The following is a 17414-nucleotide window of genomic DNA, read 5'->3' as shown; positions in this document are numbered from 1 at the left end:
GACTTTGGAGACAGAAATGGATAAACCTAAACTGATCAAGTTATCTGATGGAAATGCTATCCCACAACTTGGGCTTGGTGTTTGGCAAGCAGATAATCATCAAGTTGTTAACGCAATTCATCACGCTCTTGATACAGGCTATCGCCTTTTCGATACCGCAGCGATTTACCACAATGAAGAAGGTGTCGGTAAAGCGCTAAAACAGACCACGGTTCCTCGTGATGAACTCTTTATCACTACAAAATTATGGAATAACGATCAGACCCATGCCCGTGGTGCCGTATTAGAAAGCCTCCAGCGTTTGCAACTTGATTATATTGATCTCTATTTAATGCATTGGCCTGTACCTTCACGCGAACTTTATGTTGAAGCGTGGAAGCAAATGATTATTCTGCAAAAAGAAGGGTTAGTAAAAAGCATAGGTGTCTGTAATTTCAAAGAAGAGCATCTTGAACGTATCATTACTGAAACCGGTGTTACCCCTGTTATTAATCAGATTGAAATTCATCCATTAATGCAACAAGCACCATTAAGAGCATGGAACACGACTCACAATATTGTGACTGAATCTTGGAGCCCATTAGCCCAAGGTGGAGAAGGCGTATTTGATCAACCAATTATTCAAAAACTGGCTGAAAAATACCATAAAACACCCGCTCAAATTGTATTACGTTGGCATTTAGATAGTGGACTGGTGGTTATTCCAAAATCTGTCACTCCTTCTCGTATCGAAGAAAACTTTCACATTTTTGATTTTAAATTAGAAAAAGAGGAAGTTGCGGAGATAACAACACTCGACAAGAAAAAACGTTTAGGGCCTGATCCTGATATTTTTGTTGATATCTAATTTCTTCATATTTATCCTAAAGCCAATATAAATGAACATATTGGCTTTTTATTTATCAATTAAAACACTTAAAATCCCCCTCTTTTTTTATAAAACAACCTGTCATTTTTTCAATTACCTTATTTTTATATATTTATGTTTCCTTTTTGATATCGAAAGTTTATATAAATCAGAAAATCTCATCACTATTTATTTATTGCGATGAGTTTTAAAAATGAAAACACAAAAACGGGATTTCACCCTCCCCATATCTTCTATTACAAAAAAAGTAACTTGGATAAATATTTTTATTCAAATAGCTTTCCCTGTATCAGCTACACTTCCTTATTCTGCTTTTGCACAAGATAATCAAACCAAAAATCAAATTAACAGTTCTAATAATGGGCACTTTCTCCCTATAACAGAAGAACATTCAAAATTAGCGCAACTTATTGTAAATAACAAAGATTTATTAAATAAAGAAACCAATGCAACACAATATGCTGTCAATCAAGTTACCAATAAAGCCAGCACTAAAATAGAGCAATGGTTAAATCAATTCGGAAATGCACGTATCTCTCTTGCAACGGATAATAAATTCACATTAGAAAATAGTGCTGCTGATTTTTTAATCCCTTTATACGAATACAATCAGAATATTGTTTTTTCTCAAACCAGTTATCACCGTAAAGATTCACGTAGCCAGATAAATCAAGGCTTAGGATATCGTTACTTTACGGATAGATTTATGCTCGGTATTAATGCTTTTTATGATCATGATTTAACTCGTCATCATCGCCGCATTGGTATTGGTGCTGAACTATGGCGTGATTATTTGAAATTCAGTGCAAATCATTATTATCGGATATCAAATTGGCGTACTTCAAAGAGTTTAGAAAATTATGATGAGCGCCCTGCAAATGGCTGGGATTTAAGAGCTGAAGGATATCTTCCAGCTTATCCTCAACTCGGTGCAAAACTTATTTTTGAACAATATTATGGTAAAGAGGTTGGGCTATTTAATACAGATAGTCGACAAGAAAACCCCCATGCCTATACTGCAGGATTAACCTATACCCCAATTCCTTTAATAACGTTAAGTGCAGATCGTCGAATGGGTTTACATGATAATAGTGATAATACATTCGGTGTTAATTTTCAATACCGTTTAGGTGAATCACTCGCTTCACAATTTGATCCTGATAACGTACGTGCTATGCGTTTATTGTCAGGAAATCGTTATGATTTTGTCGATAGAAATAACGATATTGTTTTAGAATATAAGAAAAAAGCAACTATTTCATTTTCCTTTTCGCCCAATATCACTGGCTCTTCAAAAGAAGAAAAAGCACTTGATATTAAAATTAACTCAACTTATCCCATTAAAAATATAGAATGGTCTGCAAGTACATTTTTATCAAATGGCGGTAAAATAAATCATAAACAAGGTTTAAATTATTCGCTCACATTGCCAACATATATATCAGGCACACCAAAACAAAACACATATGTTATTAATGCTATTGCGATTGATGAAAAAGGCAATCGCTCTGAGTCTGTCCAAGGAGAAATTATTGTTAATCAAAGTGGAATTAACATAAACAATAGTCAATTTGGATCTGATAGACAAATATTGATAGCGAATGGTCACTCTACTCAAGAGCTAATTTTAACAATACGAGATAATGATAATTTACCTTTTGATGTTGAACCTGAAAAAATATTATTAGAAAAAAAATCAAATAATAAAGTAAGCTCAAGTCAATTAACCTCATTTTCTCGACTAGAAAAAGGAAAATATAAAGCAATAATAACCGCAGGAACATCCCCTGAAATTGTGAATATTACTCCTAGTTACCAAAATAATATATTTAATCCTATTGATATTCAATTTATTGCTGCTGCTGATAATGCCACTATTTTAAAGGGTAATTTGTCAGTAATAAAAAATAATGCATTAGCTGATGGTAAAGATAAAAACCAATTAAAACTGATTGTAACTGATAAAGAAAATCATCCTATTAATAATTTTATTGTTAATTTTACGGCTGACAATGGCGCTTTCATTCAACCTACGGGTTATACTTCATTAACGGGTGAAATCATTGTCCCTATTACCAATACACATCCAGGAAATACTACCATTAAGGTAAAAGTAAAAGAGATGGAATATCCTATTTCTGTTAATTTCACACCTGTTATTGATAAAGATAGCGCCCATATTCCACGTTCCTATTTAACCATTACCCCTGAAATTTCACCGGCAGATAATGTCACAGAAAAAACCATCAATTTGACTGTGGTTGACAAGAGCCTACTCCCTATTCCTAACGTAGAAGTTATTTTAAGGACTTTAGATCAGGCCACCTTTAAAAACGCAATTCTGACTACAGATAAAGATGGTAAAGCCAGTACAACAATGATCAGCAATGTTGCGGGTAAAGTCGTTGTAAAAGCAGAGGTGACTTCCACACATAACGTCACGGAAGGATCAACATTCTTTGCAAAGACCAAGGTAGATGGGAATATTACTTCAATTATTCCAGCTCAATCACTTTACATTGCAGATGGACAAACTCGTGTTCTTTTTACCGCTGTTGTTGAAGATCAAAACCATAATCCACTTCCAAATGTAGAGGTAAATTGGTTTACCAATCAAGATAAAAACATCGTCAATATTGATAATGAAATATCAATAACTAATGATAAAGGTATTGCAGTTACCTCTATCTCAAGCACAGATCCTCTTGATGTTATTGTCACTGCAACTATAGATAATGATTCTTTGTCAGCTCAACCTATTACATTTGAATCAAAAGTAGCCAGTGAAGCACTCTCTCAAATTACTTTATCTCCAACAGATATCGATTCAGATGGTATAGATAAAGCTTTTTTATCATTAGAACTTAAAGATCAATGGGGAAATCCATTGCCTAACCAAAAAGTCATAGCCGTTTCTGATAAAGCGATCGTTAAATTTAGTGAAACAAAACAAGTTGCTCCAGGCCATTATGTTATTGAAGTAACAAGTACCACTTCAGGTAGGGTAAATTTATCTCTTAGCGTTAATGGCAAGAATTTTAAAATTCAAAAAGCATTACATATTAGTAATAATTCAGTTATCCAACCCGAAGTAGATTAAGCTCTATTTAGTTTTAATAAAACCTATAGCCCAAAAATACCCTTGTATCTTTGGGCTATCACTTAAAATACCTTACATTTTTCCTGATAACGGACATTAGCAATAGTCACTAACAATGCACCTAATGCAATGACAGCGGCTAGCCCAAAGCCACCACTGTATCCAATAACGCTCGTTAAACTTACTAACATCATGGCACACGCCATTTCCCCTATATCGCGCATACTTTGTACAGCCGTCATATCTGTACCAGCTTGATTATCCGTTGACGCAAAATGCATACCTGCGGTCATAATAGCTACAGAAGTGATCCCTGATGATAAAGAGCCTAATACAATACATACAGCAACTATTGAAAGACTGATAGAGCCTGTTGATTGTGAAAGCCATAATAATGAGGAACCTAAAGCACACAGCAATCCTGCAGAAAAAGCACGCCACACACCAATTTTATTAATCAACCAAGCACCACCTCCACAGCCAAAGAAAAGGGTTACCATGCCACCCATCATGCCCATTTTCCCGATCTCTGCTAAAGACCAACCGCTGTCACTTAAAAAGAGTTTTGCTAAACCAAAGCCCGAAACTGCGGTTACTGCTGAAAGCAATGTCAGTGTTAATAGTCTTACCGCACCTTTTCTACGTACCGTTTTTAATAGGCTTGCATTAGGTGAATCACCATTTTCACCCTCATCATATTTTGCTTTTTGACGAAATAACGTAATAAAAAATAAACTGATAGCGGGCACTGAGGCAAATAACAGTAATGCGGTATGTTGACCTAATTTATCAGTGAGGATCATCATACCTGCTCCTCCTAAGAAAAAGCCCCCCATCACACCTGCAATTTGAACAGCATTTATTTTCGATAATAACGTGCCACTCGCATGCTCAGCGGCCATACCATCTGTTGCAATATCCTGTGTAGCACTGGCTAATGAAGCGATAGCTAATAAAGTGACGCCCCATTTTGCCGTTTCGATAGAAATACCAATGATTGCTAATAATAATAAACAGAACGTCACTATGACTTGCATGGGAATAATCCAGCTACGGCGACGACCTAAAGATTTAAACCAATAATTATCAACCACTGGCGCCCATAAAAATTTTAATACCCATGGCAATCCGACTAATGGAATAAATGCGATTGCACTTAAAGCTGAACCTTCTTGGCGTAATAATGTAGGCAATGCATCCATCGCAATTCCCATCGGAATACCTTGTGCTAAATAAAGTAAACCTAGCGTTACCACTAATTGCCGATGTTTTAATAATTCTTGCATAACAGACTCCAATTACTGTCTTTTAAGTAGAAAAAGACCCATCAAAAAATAGAAAACGGCACTGATCAACAAGGCACAACTTACCCACCACAAAGCAGCATGAGTTATAAATAAGTGACTAAAGACACTGATAAATAAAACCACACTACTTATAGTTAAAATAAGAAAAGTAAGTTTGATCACTTGCGGATAAAACAAATAAAAAAGAAGCGTTATCAACCAAACACTAAAAAAAGGCAGTATCGGTGATAACGCGGAGAAAATAGCGATAGGAAGTAAACATATACTGGCAAAAATTAAACCAGAACAACTTCCTAACACTAAACGGGAACTGATATTAATGGGCTTTTTTAATACCCAAATTATTAATCCACTAAAGGTTAATACACAGGCCATCATTCCCATTAGGCAATGAAGTACCGATAAACTAAAGTTTGCTGAACCTGTCCATAAATATTGGCCATAATGCAAAGGTTGAATGGCAATAAAAGCACGCGTCCAAAATTGCTGAGACACAGCACTTTTTTCCGCAATCCAATGATTATCTAAGCCAGAAAAAAATAACTGCTCAAAATTAGCGGTGCTGGGTAAATATAAATTAATACCACTCACCGTAATTTGCTGTTCAGCATTACCTCTATTTTTCCAATTAATAGTTTCAGGAATAAAGTCTGCTTTTTCTTGTGAAAGTTGAATTAACAATGAGCTCGGAGAAGATGCAATAAACTCAGATGAAACGGGTGTTGATTGTCCCATTAATTTCATCATGACTTGTGCTGGTGCTTCTGGCTCCACATATTTTGCGAGCATTAATGTACCGAATGCCCCTAATCCTGATAATGCCCCCGTTAATGCAAACATTACGAGCCACGGATAACTCCATAATCCAATGACATTATGTAAATCAAAGAAAAACAGCCTACGCCCTTGATTAAAACGGAGTCGAAATAATTGATAGACTTTACGGTGATGAATAACAATGCCAGTTATTAGTAATAGCGCAAAAACAAAACCAAATAAGCTAATAAATAATCGTCCAGAAAACCCCATAAATAGATTTTTATGTAAATTAACAATAGGAGAGATAACGTCTCTTACTGTAATTTCTTCACCCGTTTGTGCATTTAATTGCAGTGAACAATCGCCTATTCCTTGGCAAAAAGTGATAATTGGATGATCTATAGAGGGTAATTTCACACTATTAAAGCCATTTTCACCTAAGAAGTATTCACCTTTGGCTAATAACTGATCTAATGGTAATAATTCTTTATTTAAAGGCTTAAATTGAACCCATATATTTAAATTTTCATGCGCTAGTGACCATATTCCCGTCAATAGAATAATAAATAATAGAATGCCAAATAAAGAACCTACTTGGCGATGAAGTTGTAAAAATTGGCGCTTTAATATTGCTTTCATAGAATAAATTCCAACAATATTAAAGGTAATGGCCACCAGCTCCATGCTCGCCAAAATACCTGTTTTCCATTCAGTGAGAATAAGCTAAAACAGAGCAATCCACATAAACAGATAACAGGTAAAAAGACGGCTGCATACAGGCAATTAAGAGGATCAGTGCTGGGATAAAATGTTGCTATCAGTAGTGACAGCGTAATACTTCCTATTACGCTGCCTAAAACTGCACAACTGATCAGCAATGCCTTTTGCATTAGAAATCAGCCTTGATATTCAACATAACGTTACGAGGTTCGCCATAACGGTTATTCCATTGAGGTGAGAAAAGGCTTGAGTAATAACGTTTATCAAAGACGTTATTAATATTTAATGCCGCAGACCAATGTTCATTAATTTGGTAACCTAAACGCGAATTAAATACCGCATAGCCACCTTGACGTAACGTAACTTCACCGTTTGTTTTGCTATATTCACTTTGCGCTTGAATACCACCGCCCACACTCCACTTACGCGCATCCCAAGGTAACTGATAATTTGTCCACACTCTTACCATGTGGCGAGGAACTAATGAGTTAAAGCTATTACCTTTATTCAGTGTGTCTTCTTTATATTCCGTATCGGTATAGGTATAACCGACAGAGAGATCCCAAAATGGCGATAAGTACCCCATTCCTTCAATATCAAAACCTTGACTAACAACTTTGCCGCCACTAATAAGATAGGTATTAAATCCCCCTCCAGGATGGGCCGGATCTTCTTGTGGATTATTTTTCATATCAATACGGAAAACAGCGGCGGAGACGTTAAGTCCACCATTCATCAAAGCGCCTTTGATCCCGGTTTCAACGGTTTGTCCTTCCACTGGTTTCAACATTTCACCACTCCAAGTTTTCCCTGTTTGTGGTTGATAAACCGTAGAATAACTGCTGTACCATGACCATTGAGGTGCAAAGTCCCAAATCAAACCACCATAAGGGGTGATTTTTCCATTTTCAGTAAACTTAGCTTGGGGTTTTGTCACTTCCCACCAGCTCGCTCTCGCCCCTGCAATCAATGTTACTGGCTCAATAAGTTTGATCCGCCCCATTCCATAGATGCCAGTTTGTTCCGTTTTTGTCGCACCTTGAGAGGAATAGCCCGTTATTTGTGGTTTCGGTACACTGTGAGGATCCCAGCGATAAATATTCACAGGTACATTGAGAGGATCTTTAAATTGACCAGTGTGCTGTTCTTCACTGGCCTTTGAGTAACTCATTCCCACTATCACGTCATGTTGTAAGCCCCAACCATTAATTTTTCCTGTGACATTGGTATCAAGACTGGTTTGATAGTTATGGAACTTGTATGCCCCTCCCATTAGCATGGCTCCATCACCAGTTTCAGGATCAATATTTCCCCATGCCCCTGCATACAATAAACGTGCTTTAGCATATTGATAATCGCCGTTGATTTTAAACAGCCAATCATCATTAATTTGATGTTCAATTCCGGTAAATAAACGAGTGGTATCCCATTTGAATTTATCCCAGTCAGCATCTAAATAGGTTTTACGAGAAAGGTGCAAATCGCTACCATCTTTTCCCATTGGCACACCTGCCATATTGGTGATGGAGTCTATTGTTTGATATTGAATACCTGTACGTAATAGTGTGTTAGCCGTTAAGTCCGCATCCACTGTGGCATAAATCAAGCGAGTCTTTTGATCTGAGATATCATAGAAAAAATCTTTATCTTCCCACGCCATTACGACTCGACCGCGCACACTGCCTTCTTGATTTAAACGCCCGCCCACATCGACTTCACCGCGATAACGGTTCCAACTTCCAGCCGTAAATGTTGCTTTTAGTTGATCGTCTAAAGGTGCGTGTTTACGTACCATATTGACGGTTGCCGCAGGATTTCCCATTCCATGCATTAATCCGTTAGAGCCTTTTAAGATCTCAACACGTTCATAAACAGCCATATCTTGTGGCGAACTTGCCATATTTCCCATTAAAGCAGGAACACCATCAAGCTCAAAAGAGTTAATTTGAAAGCCACGAGCGTAATAAGCCGTTGTTAATAAAACAAAAGGTGCGCTAGTAACCCCATTAGCACGAGTCATTACTTCATCAAGGGTATTTAGGTTTTGAGTTTCTATTTGCTCTCTGTCTATCACAGAGACAGTTTGTGGGATCTCTCTGGGCTTAAGCGCCATTTTACTTAATGTACTAACGCCGGGAGCAAGGCTATCGCGATGTTGTGCCGTGCTTTCCGTTACCACCAAAACATCGACTGCTTTATTATTTTCTGTTGCTGTATTTGCGATAGCAGAAAGTGAAAATAAAGCGGTAGAACACAAAATAGCGCATTGTGTTAATGCCAATTTATTTTGTGTACGTTGATTTAATACTGGTGATAATTTCTGTGTTTTATCTAAGTCAGCTAAAGAAGAAATGTAAACCATACCTATCCCAAAATATTCAAATGATAATGGTTATCACTCTATCAATTTTGGGATTAGGGTATTTTCGATTGCCAAATTATCTCTTTCGATTGCCAATCGATATTACTCAACAACTAATGAAGATCGAAAAACTCAATATGATCCACAAAAACGTGAGAACCATGTTGAAGATAACAACAATGCATCAGGAGAACCTTCTTCAATGACTTTTCCATCATCAAGCACAATGACATGATCCGCTCGTTTAGCAATATCCGGATCATGGGTGATCACGACTCGAGTGGATGTTAGGTTTTCAAGATAAAGAGCCACTTTTTCACGACTGACTGTATCAAGGCTTGCCGTAGGTTCATCTAAAAATAAGATCTTAGGATCGGCTAATAATGAACGCGCTAAACATAGTCGCTGTTTTTGTCCACCAGAATAACGATCTCCCTGATCGCCCACATCTTCATCTAAATCAGTTTGAGTCACCGATAAATTCAATCCATTAAGTAGATGTAAAATATCATTATCGCTGACAGTTGAGTTCTCATCTTGTAATAATGACCAACGCAATGAGCCTCTAATTAATTGGTTATGCTGAAATACGATTTGTCTTGTTCGCGCTAATACACTCTCAGATAAATCATTAACTTTTTTATCTCCATAAAAAACTTGTCCTTTATCTGCATCAATAAGACGCGCTAAAACACGTAGTAATGTTGTTTTACCTGCACCAGAACTGCCGACAATTGCCGTCATTTTTTTATCGGGACATAGCGCTGTTATGTTAGAAAGGATCGGCGTACCTAAACTATTATTCACATCCAGTTTTTCACAACGAATGTCATTGCTTTTAGGAGTATCACTTTGTTTTGGACTTTGTAATGTGGGAGCATCCAACGCATTTTTTATTAAAGTAAGTGATTGTTTACTCTGTCTTAATGCCTGATCAATATGAGAAAGCTGAAATAACGGTTCAATAAAACGAGCAATTAATACTACGACCGCCAACCACTGCGTTAAAGTAAGAGTATTAGCATCAACATTCATTGCACCAATAACTAAAACGGCAATAAAAATAACCTGAATACAGAAAGAAAAAATCAGATGATAGGGTAAACTTCTTTGTAATAACTGCACTTGTTGGTGATGTTGTGCCAATAAATCTTGCTGTAACTGCTGCGAGAACAGCGTATTTTGCCCACTTTTTCGCAATAATGCCTGATGTTGTGCAAAATCAGCCAATGTTTTAGCCGCCACAGCCTCTGCTGTTTGCAGTGTCACTTCTTGTCTATACAGCCCTTTGGCACTGATCCGCATCACTGCAACAAGTAATAATGCAGCCACGATAAAAATAAAAGCAAAAGTGGCGTTATAAAATAAAAGGCCAATAATTACAGTTAATGGTGTCACTACAACACTGATAACAGGAGCCAGTAAATGAGCAGGAATGCTCATTGCACTCATTGCAGCACCTGAGCATAACGTTTGTGCTTGAGGCGGTGGTGTTAAACTACGCGGTAAATGGCGGATCAACGCTTGAACTAAGATCCTCATCACCGTTGTACCTGCCAGAAAACCTTTTAATGTTGCAATATACTGAAAAACCAGAGTAACGAATGTTAATCCTGCCAATATCCATAAATATAGGCTAGCATCCTGATCCCAATAGATAATAATAGGCAATAATAATAAACCACATAACCCTTCTAAAATGGCACTAAAAACCATAAAACTAAGGGGAAATTTTAAAGATAAGAGTAATGAAACAAAGGGATTAGTCTTCATTTTGCTCTCCTTGTTTCTGAACAAAATCACTATAGCGCTCACAATTGAGTAGTAAATCATCATGATTTCCCATTGCGACTAACCTTCCATCAACCATAAATATCACTCTGTTAGCTTGTTGTGCCAAAACCAGTGAATGTGTGACGACTATCCGTGTCATGGTTTTATTTTTTAGCGCATTAAAAATATGTTGCGCATTATCAGGATCAAGCGCTGAAGAAGGTTCATCAGCCAATAACAAAGGACTATTGGCAATGAATGCACGGGCTATCGCCAAACGTTGAGCTTCACCACCAGAAAGTGGTGTTTCATCATTGATGATCGTTGATAAACCTTGAGGTAGAAGTTCAATGACTTGAGCAAAATGCGTTTCATTAATTGCCGATTGCAATTGCTCTTCGCTACAATGTGGATTAAATAACAACAAGTTATCTTTAATGGAGTAAGGTAGTGGTTGGCTGTTTTGCATCACCACTGTGGTAATTTGGTTTAATGCATGACGTGAATATGCTTGTAAACGCTTATTCTCAATCATGATCTCACCTGATGTTGCATCCATAAATCGAGCAATAAGTTGTAATAAAGAGCTTTTACCTGCGCCGGAAGGCCCTACAATGGCAATAAACTCTCCTTTTTTAATTTCAAAATTAATATTATCAAGGATCTCTTTATCACCATACGAAAGGCAAACAGAATCTGCCGTTAACGCAACAGCATGAGATATCGTGTTTGTCGATAAATCACCATATTGCATTTCAGGTTGATTTAATAATTGTTGGATCCGCTGCGCTGATTTTTTCGCTCCACGTAAGGCGTCACCACCATGCCCCATAGCCATGACAGGCTCTGCAATACGTCTTAATAATAAAATAAACAGGAGTAAATCGGCCAATGGTAACGCTTGTTCAAAAATAGTAGCACCCAGTAATAGCCATCCCGTTAATAATGTTGCACTCAATAATAACTGGGTAAGTGATCCTAATAATCCGACTCTTTTAACCCAATTTTGAAAATGATAAACAAAATTAAATAATGCTTTCTCTGTTCTATCAACAATACCTTTATGCGGAAATTGACGTGCTACAAGTGGGTTTTCAGCAAGAAGTTGATAATCTTCAAAGAGCGTTTTCATTGCCTTATCACGTTGTTCACAATAAGTTTGATAACGTGAAGATTGAGTTTGTTTAAAACAAAAGTAAGCAATGATTAAAGGAATGAGAGAGAAAACCAATAAAAAAAGATTTACGGTTGATAACACGATAATGGCAATAATAGGAACAACCATTAATTGCACGATATCAGCGGGTGCATGAGCAATTAATTGATGTAGAGCTTTAATATCGCGCTGAACATATTGGTTAACACCATTTTTCCCTTGGCTAATAAACCAATTCAACGGTAATTTTTGCATTTTTTCTGATAATGCTAACCGTAATTGATAAGTTAATTTAGCATCCATTAAATGCGTTAAATGAAAGGCAATTGTCTGTGAAATAAGCCATACAACGCCACCAATAACCGCAATGGTTAACCAAAACGTATTAGCTGAAGGGAAAGAAATAATAAGTTGATAGAGTGCCAGCCAAGGTACTAAAGAGCTAAAACCAGCAACAGTTTGTAGTAACAGCGCACTTATTAATAAAGTGCGATAAGGACGCAACAACGCCCATAATTCATTATGCATAATAATCTCCACAACATCTTGTGGCACTATAGCGAAAAGGGTATTTACCCTCTAGCAACAAGACTTTAGATTGCGTGACTATTACTTTCGATTTAGAAGCATTTTGCTTATTTATTAAGCAAGGTGGGAAAGATAGAATTAATTAAGTGTTTAATAGATGGTAAATCAAGCGAAGAAGATAATAAATATACCGATAAACCTAATAAAATCAATTAAGGCGTGAAATGCCCTTTGCGTACATCTCCCGGCAATATACCAAAACGTTTGCGAAATGCGACAGAAAAATGAGCCGGTGTATACCCTACATAATAGGCAACACTTGAGATGGATTCTCCTTCATTTAGCAACATGTTATATGCGGTTTGTAAGCGATACTCTTGTAGCCAACCATAAACAGAATTACCAAATAATTGACGAAAACCTTGAGTGAGTTTTCGTGTATTTAATCCCACGCGTGCCGCTAATATTTCAAGTTTCGGTGGTGTTTCCATTTCAGCAATTAAAATCTCTTTCGCCTGTTTTAAGCTGTTTTTTTCACGCTGACTTAGTGGTCGATTCGCAGGCTCTTGCGCATGACATAAATATTGCAAACTTAATGAAGCAAACTCACACGCTTTGCCAGAATAATAAAGTGGTTTTAAAGAGTCGTGAACTGGATTTTGAAATAACTGCATGGTTAACGCTAAAAAAGTGTTATCCATAGTCAGATGATGCAACATGAGTGATTGGTTTTGTTGCAGTATGGGGGGCAATAAAATATGTTGTTGCTCAAGCCACTGAGATGATAATTGCAATAATGTATATCTTAGGGGATCGCCCGATTTAAACTGATTCAATAAAGAATAGCGTTCAACACTATTAGCAATAAAAATACTCGGTGTCGCTATCTCTATTTTCTGCCCATTGACACTTTCACTAATCACACTTCCACTATGAACAGCCACTAAATTAAAGCCGGCTTGATAAGTCTCTTCAATCTGCAGATCTTCCGTGGTTTCCAATACACCTTGGCGCAATAGAATTTGGTCTTGAAAGCGATATTCTTCAACCTGCTGATGCTTAGGTTGATAACCAATGTATGAATAGAATGAAGAGTGTTGAGACATAATAGAAAGATATCAGCAGAGTAAATAATCACCTATGTTGTCAAACATTTGACGAAATAGCAATCATTATCATTTATGCCGAATAATCTATTTTAAAGACAGGGTGCTTGTACCACAAATCTAACAACTTGAAGAAAAATTGAGGGGAGAAAACCGCCCCCCACCAAACTATTTATTGAACATCAAAATAGCTTGAACTACTGTGTCCCTATCACCAATGTTAAGAGAACCTAATTATTCACCAACAATCATAGTGAATGAAAGAACGGTCGCACAAATAACATTAATTCCAAATAAGGTTATTTTAGTCAATTTTATTGACTCCTTACTTGAAAAAAAAGATCCGCACCCACCTCTTTGTTTTGCAATCGCCCCAAATAAATTTATTTGGGGCTTTCTTTTTCTGCAAACTTTTCTTTTTTTAAATAGTGATAGAAAAATAAAAAATCCCGAATACAAGTTTCCTCATATTCAGGATCATTATTACGGCAACAAATAAACTTAAGCTTTATTTATCTTTCTGTGCATTTCTTGAACTGAAATAACACTGGACGTCGGATCCGCCGTTAATGACAGTGTTGTTGCAAATCCGCCATTTAACGTCGTGTCATAATGGACTTTATATCTTAATGCACTGCGGCGAATAATTTTAGAGTCTTCAATGGCTTGACGACCAGATGTGGTATTAACAATATAGTCATATTCACCATTTTTAATTCTATCTTCAATATGTGGTCGACCTTCATGCACTTTATTGACTAAGCGTGGATTTATTCCCGCTTCACCTAATACAATGGCTGTACCATGTGTAGCATCTAATTCAAATCCACTTTTTAGTAATTTCGTCGCCAAATCAACAACACGCTTTTTGTCACCTTCACGCACAGAAAGAAGGGCTCTACCTTTTTTCTTCATGGTAGAACTGCTGCCTAACATCGCTTTAGCAAAGGCTTGTGCAAAGGTTGCACCAACGCCCATCACTTCACCTGTTGAACGCATTTCAGGTCCTAAAATCGGATCAACGCCTGCAAACTTATTGAAAGGTAAAACCACTTCTTTTACCGAGTAATAAGGCGGAATAACTTCTTTTGTTACGCCCTGATCTTCAAGACTTTGACCAATCATGACACGCGCGGCGACCTTGGCTAATGGTACGCCTGTGGCTTTTGACACAAAAGGGACGGTACGAGCTGCACGAGGATTAACTTCAATAAGATAAACATCATCACCTTTCACCGCGAATTGTGCATTCATCAACCCTTTTACACCTAATTCAAAAGCGAGCTCACGAACTTGTTTACGCATCACATCTTGAATTTCTTTGCTTAGGGTATAAGCAGGTAATGAGCAAGCCGAGTCACCAGAGTGAACACCCGCTTGTTCGATATGCTCCATAATGCCACCAATCACGACTTGTTTACCGTCACAAATCGCATCAATATCGACTTCAATCGCATCATCAAGAAAACGGTCTAATAATACAGGGGCATCGTTTGACACACTGACAGCAGTTTGGAAATAACGACGTAAATCAACTTCGTCATAAACAATTTCCATTGCGCGTCCACCAAGGACATAAGAAGGGCGAACAACCAGCGGATAACCAATCAATTGTGCTTTTTCTACCGCTTCTTCTAAAGCAGTTACAGTGGCATTTTCAGGCTGTTTTAACCCTAACTTATCAACCGCTTTTTGGAAACGTTCACGATCTTCAGCTTTATCGATAGCATCTGGCGTTGTCCCAATGACAGGCACACCTTCTGCTTCTAGCGCTCTGGCTAATTTTAATGGTGTCTGTCCACCATATTGCACGATCACCCCTTTCGGTTTTTCGATACGTACAATTTCAAGCACATCTTCTAACGTAACAGGTTCAAAATAGAGTCTGTCAGAGGTGTCATAATCCGTTGAAACCGTTTCAGGGTTACAGTTCACCATGATGGTTTCATAACCGTCCTCACGTAACGCAAGCGCCGCATGAACACAGCAATAATCAAATTCAATCCCTTGACCTATACGATTGGGCCCACCACCTAAGATCATTACTTTAGGTTTGTTTTGATGTGGATTTGCCTCACACTCTTCTTCATAAGTCGAATACATGTAAGCCGTATCAGTAGCAAACTCTGCCGCACAAGTATCAACACGTTTATAGACTGGATGTAGCTGATATTGCTCTCTTAATTGGCGAATAGCGTGCTCTTTAATGTTAAGTATTTTAGCTAAACGCGCATCAGCAAAGCCTTTACGTTTTAACTGACGTAAGAAATCAGCACTCAACCCATTGATACCTATTTCACCGACTTTTTCTTCAAGACGAACAATTTCTTCAATTTGAACTAGGAACCAACGATCAATATTAGTGAGATTAAAGACGCCATCAATGGATAATCCCGCGCGAAAAGCATCTGCGATATACCAAATTCGGTCTGAACCCGCTTCTTTTAGTTCACGGCGAATTTTAGTTAATGCTTCGGGATCATCTAAATCAACTTTAGGATCAAAACCAGTCGCTCCAACTTCAAGGCCTCGTAACGCTTTTTGCATAGATTCTTGTAGCGTTCTACCAATTGCCATCACTTCACCAACAGATTTCATTTGCGTAGTTAATCTGTCATTTGTTCCTGCAAATTTTTCAAAGTTAAAGCGAGGAATTTTTGTCACAACATAATCAATAGAAGGCTCGAAAGAAGCTGGTGTTCTTCCTCCTGTGATGTCATTCATCAGCTCATCAAGGGTATAACCTACCGCTAATTTTGCGGCAACTTTAGCAATTGGAAAACCTGTTGCTTTGGATGCCAAGGCTGAAGAGCGAGACACACGAGGATTCATTTCAATAACAATCAAACGCCCTGTTTTAGGATCAACCGCAAACTGAACGTTAGAGCCACCCGTTTCAACACCTATTTCACGCAATACCGCCATCGAGGCGTTACGCATAATTTGATATTCTTTGTCGGTAAGTGTTTGTGCTGGCGCAACAGTAATGGAATCCCCCGTATGAATTCCCATTGCATCAAAGTTTTCGATAGAACAGACGATAATACAGTTGTCGTTTTTATCGCGCACAACTTCCATTTCGTACTCTTTCCAACCAATCAGTGATTCATCAATTAATAGTTCATTGGTTGGCGATAAATCTAAACCTCGAGTACAAATTTCTTCAAACTCTTCACGATTATAAGCAATACCACCACCGGTTCCCCCCATCGTGAATGAAGGGCGAATAATACAAGGAAAACCAACTTGTTCAGCAACAGCAAAAGCTTCATCAAGGTTATGTGCAATACCTGAACGAGCTGTATCTAAGCCGATTTTTTTCATCGCTTTATCAAAGCGTTGTCTATCTTCTGCTTTATCAATCGCATCAGCTGTTGCCCCAATCATGGTGACACCAAACTCAGCTAAAACACCTTGGCGCTCCAATTCTAAAGCGCAGTTCAGTGCTGTCTGCCCGCCCATTGTCGGTAATACAGCATCAGGGCGCTCTTTTTCAATAATCTTTCTCACAACTTGCCAGTGAATAGGCTCAATGTACGTTGCATCAGCCATTTCAGGATCGGTCATAATGGTTGCAGGATTTGAATTTACCAAAACAACTCGATATCCCTCTTCACGTAGAGCTTTACATGCTTGAGCGCCTGAATAATCAAATTCACACGCTTGTCCGATTACGATCGGCCCAGCACCTAAAATCAGGATTGTTTTGATATCTGTTCTTTTAGCCATTTTCTT

Annotated in this window: 10 protein-coding genes; 2 read left to right on the top strand and 8 right to left on the bottom strand. The window is 37.8% G+C overall.

Translation table 11 applies throughout. The annotated features are described in order from the left end of the window. The first annotated feature begins 16 nt into the window (after positions 1–16). Positions 17–847: a 2,5-didehydrogluconate reductase DkgA gene (gene dkgA / locus GWI68_RS03960; RefSeq protein WP_109408044.1), complete on the top strand. Its 831-nt coding sequence runs from the start codon at positions 17–19 to the stop codon at positions 845–847. Positions 848–1061: 214 nt separating this feature from the next. Beyond that, positions 1062–3968 (top strand): inverse autotransporter beta domain-containing protein, encoded by a 2907-nt coding sequence (locus tag GWI68_RS03955; protein ID WP_166539453.1) that lies wholly within the window; start codon positions 1062–1064, stop codon positions 3966–3968. A gap of 62 nt (positions 3969–4030) precedes the next feature. On the opposite strand, the gene GWI68_RS03950 is transcribed toward GWI68_RS03955, so the two are convergent. From GWI68_RS03950 to carB, 8 genes are all read right to left on the bottom strand, one after another. Further along, positions 4031–5254, bottom strand: a complete 1224-nt coding sequence (locus GWI68_RS03950; RefSeq protein WP_109408046.1) for a RhtX/FptX family siderophore transporter — start codon at positions 5252–5254, stop codon at positions 4031–4033. Between the two features lie 12 nt (positions 5255–5266). Continuing rightward, positions 5267–6673: a PepSY-associated TM helix domain-containing protein gene (locus GWI68_RS03945; protein ID WP_166539452.1), complete on the bottom strand. Its 1407-nt coding sequence runs from the start codon at positions 6671–6673 to the stop codon at positions 5267–5269. After that, positions 6670–6924 (bottom strand): hypothetical protein, encoded by a 255-nt coding sequence (locus GWI68_RS03940; protein ID WP_109408048.1) that lies wholly within the window; start codon positions 6922–6924, stop codon positions 6670–6672. The genes GWI68_RS03945 and GWI68_RS03940 overlap by 4 nt, the downstream gene beginning before the upstream one ends. After that, on the bottom strand, positions 6924–9116 hold the full coding sequence (locus GWI68_RS03935; RefSeq protein WP_166539451.1) for a TonB-dependent siderophore receptor: 2193 nt from the start codon (positions 9114–9116) through the stop codon (positions 6924–6926). The genes GWI68_RS03940 and GWI68_RS03935 overlap by 1 nt, the downstream gene beginning before the upstream one ends. Positions 9117–9248: 132 nt before the next feature. After that, complete coding sequence (locus GWI68_RS03930) at positions 9249–10889, bottom strand: ABC transporter ATP-binding protein (RefSeq protein WP_166539450.1); 1641 nt, start codon at positions 10887–10889, stop codon at positions 9249–9251. Continuing rightward, positions 10879–12573: an ABC transporter ATP-binding protein gene (locus GWI68_RS03925; protein ID WP_166539449.1), complete on the bottom strand. Its 1695-nt coding sequence runs from the start codon at positions 12571–12573 to the stop codon at positions 10879–10881. The genes GWI68_RS03930 and GWI68_RS03925 overlap by 11 nt, the downstream gene beginning before the upstream one ends. A gap of 212 nt (positions 12574–12785) precedes the next feature. Further along, positions 12786–13679, bottom strand: coding sequence for an AraC family transcriptional regulator (locus GWI68_RS03920; RefSeq protein ID WP_109393200.1), 894 nt, complete (start codon positions 13677–13679; stop codon positions 12786–12788). A gap of 501 nt (positions 13680–14180) precedes the next feature. Continuing rightward, positions 14181–17408, bottom strand: a complete 3228-nt coding sequence (gene carB / locus GWI68_RS03915) for a carbamoyl-phosphate synthase large subunit (RefSeq protein WP_166539448.1) — start codon at positions 17406–17408, stop codon at positions 14181–14183. Between the last annotated feature and the right edge of the window lie 6 nt (positions 17409–17414).

The organism is Proteus sp. G2669 (assembly GCF_009915245.1).
Lineage (GTDB): Bacteria > Pseudomonadota > Gammaproteobacteria > Enterobacterales > Enterobacteriaceae > Proteus.
This window is presented reverse-complemented; position numbering and strand designations above follow the sequence as displayed.